The organism is Variovorax sp. GW821-FHT09A10 (assembly GCF_059418385.1).
The window spans coordinates 293,799-311,140 of record NZ_JBWKPT010000003.1; the positions used below are offsets into that span (position 1 = coordinate 293,799).

Annotated in this window: 19 protein-coding genes; 10 read left to right on the forward strand and 9 right to left on the reverse strand. The window is 69.7% G+C overall.

Translation table 11 applies throughout. The features are described from left to right. The first annotated feature begins 146 nt into the window (after positions 1 to 146). The 4 genes from AC07Q9_RS14670 to AC07Q9_RS14685 are packed head-to-tail and all read left to right on the forward strand — an operon-like array spanning position 147 to position 3,015. On the forward strand, positions 147 to 1,829 hold the full coding sequence (locus AC07Q9_RS14670; protein ID WP_495310337.1) for an alpha/beta hydrolase: 1,683 nt from the start codon (positions 147 to 149) through the stop codon (positions 1,827 to 1,829). 28 nt (positions 1,830 to 1,857) lie between these two features. After that, positions 1,858 to 2,193, forward strand: coding sequence for a YnfA family protein (locus tag AC07Q9_RS14675; RefSeq protein ID WP_492676546.1), 336 nt, complete (start codon positions 1,858 to 1,860; stop codon positions 2,191 to 2,193). A 6-nt stretch (positions 2,194 to 2,199) separates the two neighbouring features. Then, positions 2,200 to 2,577, forward strand: a complete 378-nt coding sequence (locus tag AC07Q9_RS14680; RefSeq protein ID WP_495310339.1) for a YkvA family protein — start codon at positions 2,200 to 2,202, stop codon at positions 2,575 to 2,577. Between the two features lie 42 nt (positions 2,578 to 2,619). Next, complete coding sequence (locus tag AC07Q9_RS14685) at positions 2,620 to 3,015, forward strand: VOC family protein (RefSeq protein WP_495310340.1); 396 nt, start codon at positions 2,620 to 2,622, stop codon at positions 3,013 to 3,015. Positions 3,016 to 3,019: 4 nt separating this feature from the next. Here the strand turns inward: AC07Q9_RS14685 and AC07Q9_RS14690 are convergent, their stop codons facing one another. The 8 genes from AC07Q9_RS14690 to AC07Q9_RS14725 all read right to left on the reverse strand — a co-directional run bounded on the left by AC07Q9_RS14690 (position 3,020) and on the right by AC07Q9_RS14725 (position 10,612). Continuing rightward, the gene (locus AC07Q9_RS14690; protein ID WP_495310341.1) at positions 3,020 to 3,676 is read right to left on the reverse strand and encodes a DUF2894 domain-containing protein; all 657 of its coding nucleotides are present in this window, start codon (positions 3,674 to 3,676) and stop codon (positions 3,020 to 3,022) included. Then, complete coding sequence (locus AC07Q9_RS14695; RefSeq protein ID WP_495263508.1) at positions 3,669 to 4,331, reverse strand: OmpA family protein; 663 nt, start codon at positions 4,329 to 4,331, stop codon at positions 3,669 to 3,671. The genes AC07Q9_RS14690 and AC07Q9_RS14695 overlap by 8 nt, the downstream gene beginning before the upstream one ends. A gap of 1 nt (position 4,332) precedes the next feature. After that, positions 4,333 to 7,152, reverse strand: coding sequence for a DUF802 domain-containing protein (locus tag AC07Q9_RS14700; RefSeq protein WP_495310342.1), 2,820 nt, complete (start codon positions 7,150 to 7,152; stop codon positions 4,333 to 4,335). A gap of 24 nt (positions 7,153 to 7,176) precedes the next feature. Beyond that, the gene (locus tag AC07Q9_RS14705; RefSeq protein ID WP_492677175.1) at positions 7,177 to 7,881 is read right to left on the reverse strand and encodes a DUF3348 domain-containing protein; all 705 of its coding nucleotides are present in this window, start codon (positions 7,879 to 7,881) and stop codon (positions 7,177 to 7,179) included. A 154-nt stretch (positions 7,882 to 8,035) separates the two neighbouring features. Continuing rightward, positions 8,036 to 8,893, reverse strand: coding sequence for an EamA family transporter (locus tag AC07Q9_RS14710; protein ID WP_495310343.1), 858 nt, complete (start codon positions 8,891 to 8,893; stop codon positions 8,036 to 8,038). After that, positions 8,890 to 9,507: a nitroreductase family protein gene (locus AC07Q9_RS14715; protein WP_495310344.1), complete on the reverse strand. Its 618-nt coding sequence runs from the start codon at positions 9,505 to 9,507 to the stop codon at positions 8,890 to 8,892. The genes AC07Q9_RS14710 and AC07Q9_RS14715 overlap by 4 nt, the downstream gene beginning before the upstream one ends. 38 nt (positions 9,508 to 9,545) lie before the next feature. Continuing rightward, complete coding sequence (locus tag AC07Q9_RS14720) at positions 9,546 to 10,034, reverse strand: SgcJ/EcaC family oxidoreductase (protein WP_495310346.1); 489 nt, start codon at positions 10,032 to 10,034, stop codon at positions 9,546 to 9,548. Beyond that, on the reverse strand, positions 10,031 to 10,612 hold the full coding sequence (locus AC07Q9_RS14725; protein ID WP_495310347.1) for a DUF6506 family protein: 582 nt from the start codon (positions 10,610 to 10,612) through the stop codon (positions 10,031 to 10,033). Before AC07Q9_RS14725 ends, AC07Q9_RS14720 begins: the two co-directional genes overlap by 4 nt. A gap of 98 nt (positions 10,613 to 10,710) precedes the next feature. Between AC07Q9_RS14725 and AC07Q9_RS14730 the strand changes: the two genes are divergently transcribed. From AC07Q9_RS14730 to AC07Q9_RS14755, 6 genes are all read left to right on the forward strand, one after another. Continuing rightward, positions 10,711 to 11,643 (forward strand): LysR family transcriptional regulator, encoded by a 933-nt coding sequence (locus AC07Q9_RS14730; RefSeq protein WP_495310348.1) that lies wholly within the window; start codon positions 10,711 to 10,713, stop codon positions 11,641 to 11,643. Between the two features lie 157 nt (positions 11,644 to 11,800). After that, a complete protein-coding gene (locus AC07Q9_RS14735; RefSeq protein WP_495300630.1) occupies positions 11,801 to 11,956 on the forward strand; it encodes a hypothetical protein in 156 nt (51 codons plus the stop codon). Between the two features lie 330 nt (positions 11,957 to 12,286). Next, entirely contained in the window at positions 12,287 to 12,469 is a 183-nt protein-coding gene (locus AC07Q9_RS14740) for a hypothetical protein (RefSeq protein ID WP_095745833.1), read from the forward strand. An 8-nt stretch (positions 12,470 to 12,477) separates the two neighbouring features. After that, positions 12,478 to 13,629, forward strand: a complete 1,152-nt coding sequence (locus AC07Q9_RS14745) for a calcium:cation antiporter (RefSeq protein WP_495310349.1) — start codon at positions 12,478 to 12,480, stop codon at positions 13,627 to 13,629. Between the two features lie 347 nt (positions 13,630 to 13,976). Then, entirely contained in the window at positions 13,977 to 15,662 is a 1,686-nt protein-coding gene (locus tag AC07Q9_RS14750) for a sensor histidine kinase (protein WP_495310351.1), read from the forward strand. A gap of 32 nt (positions 15,663 to 15,694) precedes the next feature. After that, positions 15,695 to 16,381: a response regulator gene (locus AC07Q9_RS14755; RefSeq protein WP_495310352.1), complete on the forward strand. Its 687-nt coding sequence runs from the start codon at positions 15,695 to 15,697 to the stop codon at positions 16,379 to 16,381. A gap of 42 nt (positions 16,382 to 16,423) precedes the next feature. Here AC07Q9_RS14755 and AC07Q9_RS14760 read toward each other — a convergent pair whose 3' ends face one another. Continuing rightward, positions 16,424 to 17,341, reverse strand: a complete 918-nt coding sequence (locus AC07Q9_RS14760) for a type II secretion system F family protein (RefSeq protein WP_495310353.1) — start codon at positions 17,339 to 17,341, stop codon at positions 16,424 to 16,426. Position 17,342 lies beyond the last annotated feature (1 nt).

Consider the following 17,342-nt stretch of genomic DNA (forward strand, 5'->3'; position numbering starts at 1 on the left):
CGCGGCGTTCACACCCGTCGCGCTGGCATGCCTTCTGCAACAGTATCGGCATCCATTTGTTCACGCTTGGCCGGCGCAGTCCCTTTTTTGCGCCCCGGCTGCGTTCCAATCACATGGTTCTTCATTCCGCGAGCGTTTCCCGCCTCATGCGTTCTTCCCGCGCCACCCTTCCGCTCGCCCTGCTCGGTGCCCTGCTGGGCCTGTCCGCCTGCACCACCGGCACCACCGCCGAACAGCGCCAGGCCGCCGCCAGCAAGCCGCCGCCCACCGACTGCACGGCCTGGGTGGGCGCCGACCGCAACGCACGGGTGGGCGGCTACCTGCTGCCGCAGGCCGGCACCGCCGTGAACGCCGGCGGTCCGCGCGTGTGCGTGCCCGTGCTCATGAGCGCCTACCCTGTGCCCACCAACTATGCGGGCGGCGACTACCACGTGGGCGCATTCACCGACGACCAGCTCAAGGCGCGCTGGCGCACCTGCAAGGCCGAGCCGGACTGCTTCGCGCGCGTGAACGCACAGATGCAGCGCTGGCTGCCGCCCAACAAGGCCCGCGCCACGCGCGTGACGGGCGCGGTCGATCCGGCCGGGCGCATCGATGCCGACAGCCCGAACGTCGACCTGAAACAGATCCGCCGCCCCGCCTTCTTCGCGAAGGCGCCCTACCGCGAAGGCATTGCCGAGGCCGACGCGCGCACCCACATCGTCGAGTTCACCGTGCCGCGCGACACCTTCGAGCGGCTCGACCTGAAGCTCACCGACCCGATCAGGCTGCGCGGCTGGTACCTCGAAGGCGCGGGCGTGGACGACGGGCGCGGCCGCAAGGTCCGCGCCCTCGCCGTCATGGCGGCGGGCGGCGGCGGGCAGCTCACGGCCCTCCAGCACCCGGACGAGGTCGCCCACCGCATCGACGCCGCTAGCGGCAAGGCCGTGCCGGTGTCCTTCCCCAACGGCACCACCGAGGCCATGGGCCAGCGCTGGTGGCGCGAGAACCTGCATGCGCTGAACCAGGCCGGCTTCGACGTGCTCGCCTACGACCGGCGCGGCGAAGGCCTGTCGGGCGGCGTGAGCGACACCAACACGCTGGAGCAAGGCGAGGACGTGTTCCGCGTGCTCGCCCAGCTCGAGCACGGCCAGGGCTTGCGGCTGCTCACGCCGGCGGGCCAATTGCTCGAAGGCAATGCCGCGCGCGGCCGGCTGCTGGCGGGCCAGAAGGCCAGCGAGATTCCGCTGGTGCTCGGCGGCTACTCGCGCGGGTCGATGTCGACCGCCTGGGCCCTGACGCGCAACTACGTGGCTGCCTGCAGCTTCGACATGCCCGTGCCCAACTGCACGCCGGCGCGCGGCTGGCGCAACATCCGAGGGGCCATCCTGCTGTCGTCGTTCGCCAGCGGTGCGGGCTACCTGCCCGACGCGCCCGACCTGGCCGACCGCAACCTCTTCTTGGGGGGCATGGCGGCGGACCACCACATCCTTTTCTATCCGAACTCCGCCACGCTCGCGGGCATGGACCGCTGGCCCGCCGCCTTCTTCGGCAAGGGCCTGTGGGACCGCGCCGAATCGCTCGAAGGCACCGTGGCCGCCTACAACCGCATCCGCGGCGTGAAGGAGATCGTGCTGTCGCGCGGCCCGCACGCCATCGAGACCTGGCCCGAGTCCGAGCGCCGCTACCTGCGCGAGCGCATGGTGGCCTACGCGAAGGTGGTGATCGTCGGCGGGCGCACGGTGCCGGGCGCGCGGCCGTGGAAGGACTTCAAGTCGCTGGTCGCCACCACGCCCGATGTGTGGGAGCCGTCGTCGCGGCCGGGCACCGGGCCCGGACGACAGCCTTAGTCGCCAGGTGGCCGCCACAATGGCGGCCATGGACCTGCTCAAGACCCTCGGCCTCTTCATCGCGACCGCGCTCGCGGAAATCGTCGGCTGCTACCTGCCCTACCTGTGGCTCAAGCAAGGCCAGTCGGCCTGGCTGCTGCTGCCCGCCGCGCTGAGCCTGGCGCTCTTCGCGTGGCTGCTCTCGCTGCACCCGACGGCTGCCGGCCGCGTGTATGCGGCCTACGGCGGGGTCTACATCGGCGTGGCCATCCTGTGGCTCTGGGCCGTGGACAAGGTGACGCCCTCGGCCAGCGACTGGGTCGGCGTGGCCGTGTGCTTCGTCGGCATGGGCATCATCATGTTCGGGCCGCGCAGCGCGGGCTGAATCACCATGAACTTGCGCGACTGGGCGCGCCGCATCAAGCGCGACGCCGTCACCCTCTGGTTCGCCTGCCGCGACACGGCCACGCCATGGCTGCCGAAGGCGCTGTGCTGGTTCACGGTGGCCTATGCGCTCAGCCCCATCGACCTGATTCCCGACTTCATTCCCGTGCTCGGCTACCTCGACGACGTGCTGCTGCTGCCCGCACTGATCTGGCTCGCCGTGCGCCTGCTGCCGCCCGAGGTCATCGTGCGCAGCCGCGCGCGGGCCGAGGAATGGATGGCGCAAACGGGCAGCAAGCCGACGAGCAAGACTGGCATGGCGCTGGTCATCGGCATCTGGGTGCTGGTTGCAGCCGGGCTGGCCTGGTGGCTCTGGCCGCGCTGACGACAATCCGCTGGAAGTTCATCCGCTTCACAAGGAGCCGAAATGTTCTCTCATGTCTTCTTCAGCGTCTCCGATTTCGACCGCGCGCTGGCCTTCTACGACGCGGTGATGGACGGCCTCGGCCTGGAGCGCCGCTTCTGCGACCCGGCCAAGCCCTGGGCGGGCTGGCACAGCGCAGGGCGCGCGCGACCTTTCTTCGTGATCTGCCAACCCCACGACGGCCGGCCGCACGACGCGGGCAACGGCCAGATGGCGGCGTTCACCGCCGGCACGCGGGCGATGGTCGATGCGGTGCACCGCATCGCGCTCGCGCACGGCGGCAGCTGCGAAGGCCCGCCGGGGCTGCGCACGCACTACCACCCCGACTACTGCGGCGCGTACTTCCGCGACCCAGACGGCAACAAGCTGTGCGTCGTGTGCCACGACGCGGCGGGCTGAGCTTCTAGCTCGCGCGGCTGCGTGAACTCTTGCGCGGGCTCTCGGTGCGCGCCACGCGCGCGGCCTCGGCGGCGGCGTTCACCTGCTCGATCCACAGCAGCGCATCGACGTGTGCCATGAAACGCTGCAGGTACTGCGGCGACAGGTCGCGCATCAGCGTGAGCGCGCGCTGCACGAGGTGGTGCGTGTTGAGCGGGCCGGCGTTCTTCGGCACCTTGGCGAGCGACTGCGTCACGCGCTGGTCGGCGGCGAGCTTGGACCAGGTGCCGCGGAAGTAGCTCAGCGTCTTGAGCTCGGGCGCGGTTGAGAGGCTCGGCACGGTGTCTCCGTCGGTCGCCTCCGCGTCGGGCGGCGGCGGCAGCGGTGCGAGCTGGGCGATGTGGTTCATCAGCTCGGCGAGCGCGGTGTGCAGCGGCGCATCGGCCGGCGCTTCGGCCTCGGGGGCGACCTTCTCCAGATCGGCGCGGTAGGTCGCCATGAGGCTGGCCAGCCGCGCATCGAGCAGGCGCCGTGCCTCGCCTTCGTGCGCCGCCGCGCGCTGCGCCATCGCCGCGATGAAGCGGAAGCGCACCGGGTCGAAGCGGTCGTCGCCGCGCGCGCGCCAGGCGTCGAGCGCCGCGACGGGGTCGACCTGATCGTCCGGTGCGGTGTCGTTACTCACGGGGCTTCGCTGCGTCGGGTGCGTTCTTGGGTCGGGGCGTCGGCGCCATTTCCACGCGCCGGTTCTTCGCGCGGCCTTCGGCGTCGCCGTTCGAGGCCACGGCCTGCTCGGCGCCGAAGGCCGCAGCGAACACCGACGACGAGGGCACGCCCTCTTCGATCAGCGCGCGCGTCACAGTGAGCGCGCGCTGGGCCGACAGCTCCCAGTTGTCGGCGAACAGGCGCGCGCCCTCGCGCATCTGCCGGTCGTCGGTGAAGCCGCTCACCATCAGGATCTCGTCGCGCGCCTTCAGGTAGGCGCCCAGCGGACCGGCCAGGCTTTTCAGCAGTTGCCGGCCGCCGGGTTGCAGGTCGGCGGAATTGAAGGCGAACAGCACGCTGCCGCTGATGCCGATGCGGCCGTTGTTGAGCGTCACGCGGCCCGCGGCGAGCGGACCGGCCAGCGCCTGCTCGAGCGCCTCGCGGCGCTGCGATTCGGCGCGGCGCTGCTGCACCTCGGTTTCGAGGCGGCTCGCCAGGTCCAGCTGCATGCCGAGCACGCACACCAGGATCAGCACGAACGCGCCCAGCATGCCCGCCATCAGGTCGCCGAACACCGCCCACACGGGGACGGTCGGCTCCAGGCCGGCGTCGAGGTCGATCTCGTCGCGCACCATTTCAGGCCTCGCTGCCTGCGGTCTGGCGGCTGGCGAACTGCTGCAGGTCTTCGACGATCTGCTTCTGCGACATGATGCTCAGGTCGATCACCTCGCGCGCCTGCGCCACGTAGTAGGCCAGCTGCTCGTCGCTGCGCGCCAGCGACTTGCCCAGCGCGCCTTCGATGCGCTGCAGGTGCGCCACCAGCTTGTCGTTCGATTCGCCGAAACGCTGCACGGCAAAGCCGAAGGCCTCGCCCAGGCTCGCCACCTCGACCGCGCCGCCGGTGATCTGCGCGGCGATGCCGGCCATCTTCTCGGTCTCGCTCTCGACCTTCTCGGTGAAGCGGCTGCCCACGCGCTCCATCATGTCGGCCGAGGCCGTGACGAGCGCGTCGATGGCGCTGCGCTGTTCGGTCGAGGCATGGTTCACCGCGCCCAGCAAGGTTTCGAGCGTGCCGAGGATGCGGCTGCGCTCTTCGAGCATGTCGTTGTCGCGCGCCATGCCGTCCGACAGCTTCTGGCGCAGCTCGGCGATCACGTCGGCCGCGGCCTTCGGTGCCTCGGCCGCCACCTGCAGCAGCTGCGCGACTTCGGCCACGGTCTGCTTGGCATTGGCCTCGGCCTGCGCCGACATGTCGCGCACGGTCTGCGCCAGCGTCTCGCTCATCTGCTGCTGTTGGCTCAGGCTGTGCGCGCCGGCCTGCTGCCATTCCTTCTGCAGCGAGGCGGCCATGGTCTCGAGCGAGCCGCTCCAGGCCGCGAGGCGCTGCGCGTCGCGCGTGGCGAGTTCGGTCTGCAGGTTGGCGTGCGCCTCGCGCACGGTGTCGAGCAGCGACGCGGCGGCGCGGGGGGCGTCCGACGCGGCCTGCAGCAGCTGTGCGACTTCGGCGACGGTCTGCTTGGCGTGCGCTTCGGCCTGCGCCGACACGTCGCGCGCGGCCTGCGCCAGCGTCTCGCTCAGTTGCTGTTGCTGGCTCAGCGTGTGCGCGCCGGCCTGTTGCCATTCCTTCTGCAGCGACGCGGCCATGGCTTCGAGCGACTGGCTCCAGGCCGACAGGCGCTGCGCATCGCGCGCCGCCAGTTCGGTCTGCAGGCTGGTGTGGGCCTCGCCCACTGTGCGCAGCAGCGACACCGAATGCTGCTCGAAGGTGGCGGCGGCAGCGGCGAGCGCCTGGTGCGAATCGCCCGACAGTTTTTCGCTGACGCGCTGGTGCTGCGCGAGCGCGCTGCCCCAGGTGTCGGACACGCTGCCCACGGTGCTTTCGAGGCGGGCGGACACGCCGTCGACCAGCGCGGCCGAGCGCTGCTCGAAGGTCTCGGCAAAGCGTTCGAGCGTGCCGCGCAGGTCGCTCGACAGCGCCCCGCTCGCGCGCTCGTGTTCGGCCAGTGCGGCCTTCCAGGTGTCGGCGACGCCGGCGGTCGAGGCCTCGAAGCGGCCCGTGAGGCCTTCGAGCTGCCGTTCGACAGCCTGCGCCATGCCGCCCTGCAGCGAGGCCGCTTCGCGCGCGATGCCGAGCATGGCCGCCTCGACCACGGGCTGGATCGTTGCGCCGGCGATGCGGGCGGTGTCGGTGAGGCTGTCCTTCAGCGAGCGATCGACCGAGGCGGCCAGACCGCTGTAGGCGGCCTCGGCCTTTTCGTGGAAGCTGTCCTGGCTAGCGACGAGACGGTCGTTCTGCGACTGGCCCTGGCGCTCCAGCGCGGCCATCATCGTCTGCAGCTGGCCGACCAGTTCGGGCATCACCTTCGCCACCGGCTGGATGGTTTCACCGGCGATGCGGGCGCTGTCGGCCAGGCTGTCCTTCAGCGAGCGATCGACCGAGGCGGCCAGCCCCGTGTACGCGGCTTCGGCCTTCTGGTGGAAGCTGTCCTGGCTGGCCACGAGGCGGTCGTTCTGCGTCTGGGTCTGGCGCTCCATCGCGGCCATCATGGTCTGCAGCTGGCCGACCAGCTCGGGCATCACCTTCGCCACGGGCTGGATGGTTTCTCCGGCGATGCGCGCGCTGTCGGCCAGGCTGTCTTTGAGCGAGCGGTCGACCGAGGCGGCGAGCCCCGTGTAGGCGGCTTCGGTCTTCTGGTGGAAGGTGTCCTGGCTGGCGACGAGGCGTTCGTTGATCGACTGGCTCTGACGGTCCATCGCGGCCACCATGGCCTGCAGCTGGTCGACCAGCGCGGGCATCGCGTGGGCCTGCTGCTGCATCAGCTTGAACGACTCTTCGCGGCGGTGCGCCAGCGAATGGCCGCGCAGCGACGTGGCGATCAGCGTGTCGAGCGACTGCCCGGCCAGCAGGCGTTCACGCCGGCACAGCGCCGAGGCCAGGCCCAGCATGGCCGATGCGGCCACGCCCGCCACCGAGGTGCCGAAGGCCAGGCCCAGGCCGCGCACGGGCGCCGACAGCGAGTTGCGGATGGCCTGCACGTCGGTCGCGCTTTCGAGCGCCAGCCCCGTGCCGTTGAGCGTGACCACCATGCCCAGGAACGTGCCCAGCATGCCCAGCAGCACCAGCAGGCCCGCGAGGTACGGCGTGAGCGCCGGACCCGGCAGGCCGACGCGCTCGCCTTCGATGCGCAGGCGCACCGCGTTGCGCAGCGAGGGATGCAGGCCGGCGAGCCAGTCGCCAAGGCTCGTCGGCGGCGCCGACAGGTCGTTCACCGCGTGCGAGAGCGTGCCGGTGGCCTGGTGGAAGCGGTGCAACTCCAGCGCGCCCATCAGGTAGAACGCGCCGATCAGCGCCGTGATCACCAGGGCCAGCGGGTTGTGGCCGACATAGCTGGCACCGACCCAGCACACGACGGCCAGGCCCACGAGGAAGACGGCGTAATGGAAAAATCTGTTCATGGAAGCTTGTTGTCTCTTATGGGGCTAGCGATCGCGAAGGGCTTCTAGGAGGCCTTCGACCGGTTGCATGCGAATGTCCAGTTCGGCCCGCAACACGCTTTGCATGTCGCGGCCGAACACGTTCAGCCAGCCGCCGGCGGAATTCGGTGGCGGCTGGGGGGTGTCGGGGTGTGCGTCCTGCGCGGCCTGGTCGGCCTCGCGCAGACGCTTGAAGTGTTTCTCCAGCAGCGACGGCACGCTCGCCAGCAGGCTGCGTTCGCGGGCGCCCACCACCTGCTCCAGGATGGCGTCCACCGCAGCCAGCCGGGCCAGCTCGGGCGAGCGGGTGGCCAGGCGGGCCCGCAGGCGCGCGCGCAGCGGTTCGATGGCCGTTTCCATGGCCTGCTGGCGCGCGAAGTAGCGGCGGCGGTACGGCGGGAAGTCATCGTTCGCGCCGGGCAGCACAGAGGCCACGCCGCCGTCGGCATTGCCCTTGGCCAGCGCGGCCTTCAGGCGCGCGCACTCCTGCGCCTCCTCGGCGCCCTCGGACGCCCGGACGCCGGACACGGCGACGCCCAGATCGGAATCCAAAGCTGCAGACAAGGAGATGGCGTCGGTCCAACTGAACCACTGACTCAAACGATCCGCGAGGGCTTGCCTGGATTCGGGAACGTCGATGTCGCTCAATTGAGCGAGCAAGCGAGTGAGCGCCGAGCCGGTGAAGCCTGTGCGCCGTGACACTTGCACCATACCGCGAGAGAGGGAGAAAACCGGGCAGTTTACACCGGTCAACTAACGGCTTTCCCTCTGTGAACTGGTGCACACGAAGCGCGGGAGAAGTGAAACGGGGTGTGACAGGGATCGAGGAAATCCGGGCCTTCCCAGCCCGCCCGTTCCGCCTTTTTCAGGCCGCCCTGGCCTGCGCGCGCTGCGCCACCCCGATGCTGCAGATCACCAGCACGAGCCCTGCGACCTGCGCGGGCGTGAGCGTCTGCTGCAGGAACACGCCGCCCAGCACCACCGCCGTCAGCGGGCTCAGGAAACCCAGCGACGACACGACCGACGACTCCAGCCGCGCGATGCCGCGAAACCACAGGATGTAGGTCAGCGCCGCACCCACCAGCCCGAGCCACGCGAGCCCCAGCAGGCTGGGCGTCGTGAACGCGGGCAGCGCCGGGTCGAGCGCGAGCGACACCGGGACCAGCAGCAGCCCGCCGGCCGTGAGCTGCCACGCGGTGAAGGTGAGCGGCGACACCGGCGGCTGCCAGCGTCGGCTCAGCACCGTGCCACAGGCCATCGAGGCCGCGCCCGCCAGGCCCGCGGCGATGCCGACCGGATCGAGCGCCGCGCGCGGCGTGAGCACCAGCAGCGCGACGCCGCCCAACCCCGCCAGCGCCGCGACGATCGACCAGGGCCGGATCGGGCTGCGCAAGAGGACGTACGCCAGCACAATCACCAGCAGCGGCTGCACCGCGCCCACGGTCGCCGCCACGCCGCCCGGCAGCCGGTAGGCCGACACGAACAGCATCGCCCAGAAGAACGAGAAGTTGAGCGCGCCGAGCACGAACACCCGCCCCCACCACAAGCCGCGCGGCAGCTGCCGCACGATCAGCAACAGCAGCAACCCGGCGGGCAGCGCCCGCAGCATCGCGACGGTCATCGGCGGCCAGCCGGCGAGGAACTCGGTGGTGACGATGTAGGTGCTGCCCCAGATGGCCGGCGCGATCGCCGTCAGCCACAGATCGGTGGCGCGCGCCTTCACAGGATGTCGAGCACTTCGGCCAGCGGGCGGCGCGGCTTCTGCGGCCAGTTGCCGGGCGCGGCGCGACCCACGGCCACCAGCACCACGGGCACCTCGTGCGGCCGCAGGCCGAACTCGCGGGTCACGCCCTCGGGGTCGAAGCCGACCATCGGCCCCGACACCAGCCCCTGCGCCTCGGCCGCATGGATGAGCGTGGCGGCCCCGAAGGCGGCGCTGCGCACGGCCTCGTCGCGCGCGGTGCGCGGGTCGTCGGCGTACTGCAGGCGCGCGCCTTCGCGCCAGCCGGCCGCCGTGTCGGGCGACATGAAGCCGGCCTCCATGAACGGGCGCAGCCGGTCGGCGAGCGCCTCGGGGTCGGGCAGCAGGCCGCAGACGATGAAGGTGACGGCCGCCTCGCTCACCTTGGGCTGGTCCTGCGCCACCCGCCGCAGCCGCGCCTTGGCCTGCGGCGTGCGCGCGGCGATGAAGCGCCAGTTCTGCAGGTTGTAGGCCGTGGGCGCCCGCGTGGCGAAGCGGATCAGCGATTCGATCTCTTCGCTTTGCAGCACGTGGGTCGGGTCGAAGCGGTTGGCCGAGACACGTTGTTCGATGAGGGTCAGCGCAGGATGGGTCATGGCAAAGGAGAAGGAAGAGGAAAAGAAGAAGGGCGCGGTCATTGGCGATCGGGCAGCGCCTGTGCCTGCGCGGCGATGGCGGCTTCCTGGCGCGGGGTGTTCTGGCCGGCGGCGATCATCCAGCCGTCGCCGTGCTTGCTCATCACGTACAGCGGGCGTCCTTCGGCCCGTCCCGCCAGCGGCGCGCCGGCCGCATCGACCGGGCGCTGGCGCACGTTGACGACCGCGATGGTGTCGCTCAGGAAGGTGACGTGCTCCACGTCGTAGAACGCGTGCTCGTCGCCGATGGCGGGCGTGAGCACGCTGGCGGTGAACTCGCGGATCTTCGGCCAGTCGTTGAGCCGACGCCCGAAGGCGGTCACCCACACGGCCTCGGGCGTGAGCAGGCGGGTGAAGCCGTCGACATCGCGCGCCCGCTGCGTCGATTCGACACGGGCGACGACGCCGTCGATCAGTTCGATGTCATGCGTGCGCTGCCGCGGCGACGAGGCGGCATAGCTCACGGTCGGGCATGGGCGATGTCTCATGCGTGCTCCCCCGGATGCGTCGCATCGAGCGTGAAGCTGCCGATGCCGACCGGCGCCCTTCCCTGCACGGCGTCGATGACGGCGGCGGCGCCAGCGCTCGTGAAGCCGCCGTAGAGCTCGATGAGCCCGACGCCGTCGGCCACCAGCCCGCGCGCCGCGGCCACGGCCGCCGCCTCGTCGGGCACCGGCACGAAGGTCGTGTGCTCGCGCATGAAGGTCTGCACGAAGCGGTCGCGGCGCGCGTCGGCGCCGGGCTCCAGGAAGATGAAGGCGGCCGGCAACGGCGCACCGTCGGCGCGGGCCTGGCTGAAGCGCGCGGCCGGTGCCAGCGACTCCATGCCGAAGGTGACCGAGCTGACCTGCACGCCCGGGCCGGCCGCGGCACTGACCAGCGGGCGCCACCGCGGCGAGACGCCGCCGCACAGCTCGATGAGTTCCACGCCATCGCGCGCCAGGTCGATCGCCACGTCGGCCAGTTCGCCGGGGTGGCCGACCGCCACGATGGTCAGGTCCTTGCGCTCGAGATGGTCGCGCCGGGGGTCGGCGCCGGTGGCTTCGTAGACGATGGCTTTCTTCATGGCTTGCTTCCAGGAAAGGAGAAGAAGCCAATGCTCCCGCAGGCCATCGATCTGCACAATTGATAAAATTTAGATCGAATTGATCACAAAATCAGATCATGCTGGACGCCCTCACCCTCGACCAATTGCGCGTCTTCGTCTCGATTGCCGACCGGGGCTCCTTCCGCGCCGCGGCCGGCTCGCTCGGGCGAGCGCAGTCCGGCCTCAGCGCCGCGATTGCCAACCTCGAGTCCGAGCTGCGCCTGTCGTTGTTCGACCGCTCGCAGCATCGCCCGGTGCTCACCGAGGCCGGCGCGACGCTGCTGGCGGAAGCGCGCACGCTGCTGATCAAGGCCGACGCGTTCCGCGCGCGGGCCAACAGCTTCAGCGAAGGCGTCGAGGCCGAGCTGCGCATGGCGCAGGACCCGCTGCTGCCGCTGCCGCTCGTGGCCGACGCCATCTGCCGCTTCCAGGCGGAGTTCCCCAGCGTGCGGCTGGAGCTGGCAACCGCGCCCATGACGTCGGCGCTGACCGCCGTGCTGGAAGGCCGCTGCGACCTCGGCCTCACGGCCGCGGAAGAGCACGATCCGCATGTGGCGTCGGAGGGGATCGGCGAGATCGCGGGCATGGTCGCGGTGTGCCATCCGGCTCACCCGCTCGCGCAGGCAAGCGCCGCGCGATGGACGACCGTCGACCTGGCGGACCACGTGCAGGTCGTCGTGGCCGACCCGTCGGCGCGCTCGCAAGGGCGCAACTTCGGCGTGCTGTCGCAGAAGACCTGCCGCGTCAGCGAGATCGCGACCAAGCACGCGCTGATCCTGGGCGGCGTCGGCTGGGGCCACCTGCCGCTGTGGATGGTGCAGGCCGACCTGAAAGCGAAGCGGCTGGCGCACGTGCCGCTGGCCATGCAGCGCACGACGGCGCCGCGGCCGTTGCCGGTCTACCTGATCCGCCGCATCGACCGACCGTTCGGCCCTGCGGCATCGGGACTCAGCCGCATTTTCTCCACCGTTTTCCGTGGGCCAAAGCAGCCAAATACCCAGAACAGGTGAGTGTGCTTGTTTACATTTGTCGTAAGAATGAATACTTTCAATTCCCAGTAGCCGAAGAGCCACAGAGCTTGGTCAGGGTGGGATCTGGACAGCATGGTCATTCGGACAAATGTCGTCGTCTCATTCGGTTTCTGCCTGCCCCTGCCATCCTCAGGACATGGATCGCCAGCCGCGCGCCGCGTGGATGCGCCTGCTGCCCTGGCTGCGCCTGTACCGCTGTTCGAGCTGCAGCAAGATGCATCTTCTTTCCAAGCAAAAGGTCGACAACGCCCGCCTCCTGCACGCGGCCCAGGTGCGCGCGCGCGGAGGCTGAGCGCGCCCGCCGGCAGTTTCCCTGCTATCATTTTTTCGTTCGCGCGCCCTGCGCGAACCGGGCCGAGGACGACCTCGGCCTTGCACCTTCACCTTGCAAGGGACGGCCCTTTCCTGACTTCTCGCGAAGTTTCGACATGGCCGAACTGCTCCCTTCCTGGCGCCTCGCTGCGCTACGCCTCTTTTCCCTTTTCCGTCTTCCTCGGGCCCTTGGGTCGGATGCCTTCTGGCTGACGCTCGGTGCCGTGCGCCTGCACGTGCGCCCCGGCGCCACGCGGCTGTCGTACCGCGCCGAATGTCGGCGCGGGTTCGCCGCATCGGGAGCGAGACGATGAACGGTCTTGATCTGCACTGGCCCGCGTTGACCATGGCGGTGGCCCTGGCGTACGCCGCATGGCATGCGCGCCGCGAAGGCTGCGAGCCGCGCGACGTGAAGGCCCTGTGGGCCGCCAGCGGGCTCAGCCTCGCAGGCAGCGGCCTGCTGGCCCTGGCTTCCCTCTTGATGTCGGAGTGACAACGCACATGACCACAACCCACACCCCTGCCCGCCTCGTGCCGCCCGCCACCTGGGCCCTGATCGCCGCCGCCTGGCTCGTGGTCGGGCTCTTCGTCGCGTTCGGCGACCGCTGGCTGGCCGCGCCGATCAGCCCCGTGGTGGCCGGCTGCGTTTTTCTTGCGCTGTTCGTCACCATCCTGGCCGCGTCTTTCGGCGTGGTGCGCGAAGCCGATCACCTGGCGCACCAGTTGGGCGAGCCCTACGGCACGCTGATCCTGACGCTGTCGATCGTGTCGATCGAGGTGATCCTCATCGCCTCGGTGCTGCTCGGCCCGGGCGAGTTTCCGACCATCGGGCGCGACTCGATCTTCGCCGTGATGATGATCATCCTGAACCTCGTCATCGGCATCTGCCTCATCGCCGGTGCGGCGCGCCACGGCGACCAGGAATACAACGCGCAGGGCGCCGGCGCCTATGTGTCGATGATCGTGCTGCTGACCGGCACGGCGCTGGTGCTGCCCAACCACAGCTCGGGTGCGGGCGAGTTCACGCCGGTGCAGGCGATCGGCATGTCGGTGCTCACCGCCGTGCTGTACGGCGCGTTTCTCTGGATGCAGATGCGCAGCCACCAGCGCTTCTTCATCCAGCCGGCGCCGGGGCACATGTCGGTACGTGCGACCGCGCCTTCCCCCGCGACACAGTCAGCGCACAGCGGCCTGGACAAGCGCGCCGTGGTCGTGCGCTCGCTGCTGTTGCTCGCGATGATCCTGCCCATCGTGCTGCTCGCGCACTACCTCGCGGTGGTCACCGACTACGGCATCGCCGCGGCCGGCGCGCCCGCCGCGGTGGGCGGCGTGCTCATCGCCATCATCGTCTTCACACCCGAATCGATCACCGCCGTGCGCGCCGCGATGAACAACGAGATGCAGCGCGCCATCAACCTGTGCCTGGGCGCCTTCGTCTCCACCGTGGGGCTCACGGTGCCGGCCGTGCTGATCATCGGGCTGGTCACGGGCAAGCAGGTGCTCATGGGCATCTCGGGGGCGGAAACCCTGCTGTTCGCGGTGACGGCGGTGCTGACGATGCTGAGCTTCAACGGACAGCGCACGTCGCCGATCCAGGGCCTCATGCACCTGATGCTGTTCGCGGTGTACGGGATGCTGCTGTTCCTGCCCTGAGGGCGCGCAGCCGGGTTACCCCACCGCCTGCGCCTTCGCCAAGGCAGGCGGGCGCCCCGTTGAGGTACCTCGCCCTCTGCGGGGCCTCCCCCACCGCCACCAGGCCCCCTCGCCGCCCTCGTGCAGTGGCCTATTTATCCGCATGAAATTTAATGCAAATATAGTTACCAAAGGTTAATGGAATGAGATTTCAATTGCATCTGAACACCAAAGTAGTAATGTGAACTCGTCACACGTTGTGGTCTTTGGCAATAAAAATGTATTCCAAACTGTCACTGCCGAGCGCCCCCGCCTGTACCGCGATCACTCGCGGTGCCTGACATGGCCCATGCACAGGATGCATCCCCATGCAAGTTCGCGGCTCCGCCCCCAGCATCGACGCCAGCCTGGCGGCGGATGCGCTCATGGTGGGACGCATGCGGCTCGTGCTGTCGATTTCAGCCCTGCTGGCGATCACGGTCGACGCCGCCGATAGCCACAACCAGGTTCCCGCAGCGGTCTGGCTGGCCTTCTTCGGCTACATCCTTCACAGCCTGCTGATCCACGTCTGCACGGCGGTGGGACGGCCCTACTTCCAGGGTCGGGCGATCCACTGGTCCGACGTGCTGTGGTTCACGCTGATCATGGCGGTGACCGACGGCACCCACAGCCTGTTCTTCCTTTTCTACTTCTTCGCCATCCTCACCTCCTCGTTCCGCTGGGGCTTCGAGGAAGGTGCCCGCGTGACGGTGGCGTCGGTCGCCTCGTTCGTCGCCTGCGGGCTGGTCGCGTGCTCGGACGACACGCCGCAGCTGCTGATGCGCACCGCCTTCCTGCTGGCGCTGGGACACATGATCGTGTACTGGGGCGGCTCCAAGCTGGCGCTGCAACGGCGCCTGGCGCTGCTGGGCGACGTGAGCCAGCTGTCGAACCCGCGCTTCGGCGCCGGGCGCACCATCGCCCGCACGATGGAACGCACCCTGGCCTTCTTCAAGGCCAGCCATTGCATCCTGCTCACGCGCGACCGCGCCACCGGCACCTGGACTTTGCGCACGCTGCGCGAGGACGACACCTGCGAGCAGGTGAGCATCGAGAGCATCGGCCGCCTCGCGGAATCACCGCTCATGGCCCTGGCGCCCGACAGCATCGTGATGAGCAACCGCCTGCCCTGGCCGCTGAGCCACCTTCGCGCGCAGCACCACGTCTTCGCAGCGGGCGCGACCGCCTGGCGCCGCGCCGACGAAGAGGCCGCGCAACGCTGCGCCACCGTCGCCGCCATGCTGGAGGCCCGCGCTTTCATCAGCGCGCCGCTGCCGATGCGCCTGGGCGAAGGCCGGGTGTTCATCTCGTCGCGCGACGGGCGGCTCGGCAAGTCCGACGCGCTGTTCCTCGCGCACCTCATGGAGCAGATCTTCCCGGTCATCGAAACCATCGAGGTGCTCGACCGGATGGCCTCGGAAGCCGCGTCGGCGGAGCGCCTGAAGATCGCGCTCGACCTGCACGACACGGCCATCCAGCCCTACATCGGCCTGCGCATGGGCCTGTGCGCACTGCGCAAGCGCGCCGGCGCCGACAACCCGCTGCGCGAAGACCTCGACAAGCTCTCGGAGGTGGCCGACGGGGTGATCGCCGACCTGCGCCGCTACGCCGGCGAAGTCAGGCACGGCGCGAACGATCCGGGCGGACTCGTGCGGCCCCACATCGAGCGCCAGGCCGCGCGGATCAAGGGCCTGTACGGCATCGACATCGACATCGTGATGGCCATCGACGCCCCGCTGCACCTGGACGACCGCGTGACCGCGGAGCTGCTGCAGATGGTGAGCGAGGGGCTGAACAACATCTGCAAGCACACCCATGCGCGCCACGGCAGCGTGCGCATCGACTGCAAGAACGGCCAGCTGGCCTTGTGCATCGAGAACGACGCCTGCCAGGAAAGCTTCACCGCCTTCCACCCACGCTCCCTCACCGAGCGCGCCGCGGCCCTGGGCGGCCAGGCGCATGTCGACCGATGCGCGAACGGCGGCACGGCGGTGCGGATCGAAATCCCGATCTGACCGCTCGCCGCAGACACAGGAAGGAGTCCGTCATGCAAACCCTCGACCATCCCATTGCCGTGCTGCTCGTGGACGACCACAAGACCATGCTGTGGGGCCTGTCGAAGCTGATCGACGGCGAACAGCCGCGCATGAAGGTGGTCGGCACGGCCAGCTGTTGCGACGAAGCGGTGGCCACGGCGCAAAGCCTCGCACCCGACGTCATCGTGCTCGACCTCGACCTGGACGGCCACAGCGCGCTGGACATCCTGCCCCGGCTGCTGGCCAACGAGGTGTCGCGCGTGATGGTGCTGACGGCCGAGAAGGAGCAGCGCACGCTCGACCAGGCCGTGCTGCGCGGTGCACGCGGCGTGGTGGGCAAGGACGCCTCGGCGCAGCAGCTGCTCGACGCCATTTCGCGCGTCCACCAGGGCGAGCTGTGCGTCGACGCGCAGACCATGGGCCGCGTCTTCTCCGAACTCACGTCGGCCAGGAAGCCGCCGAAGGCCGACCCCGACACGGCGCGGCAGGCCACGCTGACGCACAAGGAACGCGAGATCATCCACATCGTCGTGACGGGCTGCGGCGCCTCCAACAAGGTGCTTGCCGAGCGCGCCTTCGTCACCGAGCACACGCTGCGCAACCACCTGTGCGCCATCTACCAGAAGCTGGGCGTCACGAACCGGCTCGAGCTGTACATCTACGCGATCAAGCACCAGCTCGACACGCTGGCGTCCTGAAACGCTGCGGCGGCTCCTGCTGCGCGCCGCCTGCGCGCCCTCTTACAGCTGCCCGCCGCTCAGCATCGGCATGATCATCCGGATCACGCGGATCGCCGCCGGCGTGAGGATCACGAGTGAGATGCACGGGAAGATGCACAGCACCAGCGGCAGCAGCATCTTGGTCGGCACCTTCGCGGCCAGCTCCTCGGCGCGCACCTGGCGCTTGTGGCGCAGGTCGTCCGAAAACACGCGCAGCGACTCTCCGATGCTGGTACCGAAGCGGTCCGCCTGGGTCAGCATGGTGGCGAAGGTGCTTATTTCTTCCACGCCCGTGCGCAGCGCCAGGTTGCGCAACGACTTCTCGCGCGTGCCGCCGGCGCGCATTTCCAGGTTGGTCCAGTGCAGTTCCTGCGCGAGCGCCTGGCTCTTGATCTTGATTTCCTCGGTGACCTTGGCCAGCCCGGCGTCCAGCCCGAGCCCCGCCTCCACGCACACCAGCATCAGGTCGGCGGCGTCGGGAAAGTTCTCGAAGATCTCGCGGCGCCGCGCGCGGATGCGCAGGCGCAGCACCAGGTTGGGCAGATAACAGCCGGCCAGCGCGGCCAGCGCAAGCCACAGCAGCATCGTCATGCCGCCATCCGCCCCCGCCGCGCGCATCGCGAAGAACGCGATGGCCGCGAAGCCCAGCGGCAGCAATGTCTTCAGGCCGAAGTAGACGAGGTAGGCATCCGGATGGCGGATGCCGGCGTTCAGGAAGCGCACGCGCAGCGGCGACAGGTCGGCGTCGCCGGTCGGCGACGACAGCTGCGCGAACGGGCCGACGAGCTTGATCGCCGTCTCGGTCCAGGCCGACTTGCCTGACGACGGCGCCACCGCCTGCAGCCGCTGCGCGGCGCGCGTCGGGGACAGCCACGCCGCCAGGCCGATGACGGCCAGCGACACGGACAGGAACACCAGGATGGGGAACAGCATGGCCATG

Bases quoted from the DNA above. Each gene is read 5' to 3' on its own strand.
- AC07Q9_RS14670 (WP_495310337.1), top strand. From the start codon at position 147: ATGCGTTCTTCCCGCGCCACCCTTCCGCTCGCCCTGCTCGGTGCCCTG.
- AC07Q9_RS14675 (WP_492676546.1), top strand. From the start codon at position 1,858: ATGGACCTGCTCAAGACCCTCGGCCTCTTCATCGCGACCGCGCTCGCG.
- AC07Q9_RS14680 (WP_495310339.1), top strand. From the start codon at position 2,200: ATGAACTTGCGCGACTGGGCGCGCCGCATCAAGCGCGACGCCGTCACC.
- AC07Q9_RS14685 (WP_495310340.1), top strand. From the start codon at position 2,620: ATGTTCTCTCATGTCTTCTTCAGCGTCTCCGATTTCGACCGCGCGCTG.
- AC07Q9_RS14695 (WP_495263508.1), bottom strand. From the start codon at position 4,331: ATGGTGCGCGACGAGATCGACCTCGACGCCGGCCTGGAGCCGACCGTC.
- AC07Q9_RS14700 (WP_495310342.1), bottom strand. From the start codon at position 7,152: ATGAACAGATTTTTCCATTACGCCGTCTTCCTCGTGGGCCTGGCCGTC.
- AC07Q9_RS14705 (WP_492677175.1), bottom strand. From the start codon at position 7,881: ATGGTGCAAGTGTCACGGCGCACAGGCTTCACCGGCTCGGCGCTCACT.
- AC07Q9_RS14715 (WP_495310344.1), bottom strand. From the start codon at position 9,507: ATGACCCATCCTGCGCTGACCCTCATCGAACAACGTGTCTCGGCCAAC.
- AC07Q9_RS14720 (WP_495310346.1), bottom strand. From the start codon at position 10,034: ATGAGACATCGCCCATGCCCGACCGTGAGCTATGCCGCCTCGTCGCCG.
- AC07Q9_RS14725 (WP_495310347.1), bottom strand. From the start codon at position 10,612: ATGAAGAAAGCCATCGTCTACGAAGCCACCGGCGCCGACCCCCGGCGC.
- AC07Q9_RS14730 (WP_495310348.1), top strand. From the start codon at position 10,711: ATGCTGGACGCCCTCACCCTCGACCAATTGCGCGTCTTCGTCTCGATT.
- AC07Q9_RS14735 (WP_495300630.1), top strand. From the start codon at position 11,801: ATGGATCGCCAGCCGCGCGCCGCGTGGATGCGCCTGCTGCCCTGGCTG.
- AC07Q9_RS14740 (WP_095745833.1), top strand. From the start codon at position 12,287: ATGAACGGTCTTGATCTGCACTGGCCCGCGTTGACCATGGCGGTGGCC.
- AC07Q9_RS14745 (WP_495310349.1), top strand. From the start codon at position 12,478: ATGACCACAACCCACACCCCTGCCCGCCTCGTGCCGCCCGCCACCTGG.
- AC07Q9_RS14750 (WP_495310351.1), top strand. From the start codon at position 13,977: ATGCAAGTTCGCGGCTCCGCCCCCAGCATCGACGCCAGCCTGGCGGCG.
- AC07Q9_RS14755 (WP_495310352.1), top strand. From the start codon at position 15,695: ATGCAAACCCTCGACCATCCCATTGCCGTGCTGCTCGTGGACGACCAC.
- AC07Q9_RS14760 (WP_495310353.1), bottom strand. From the start codon at position 17,341: ATGGCCATGCTGTTCCCCATCCTGGTGTTCCTGTCCGTGTCGCTGGCC.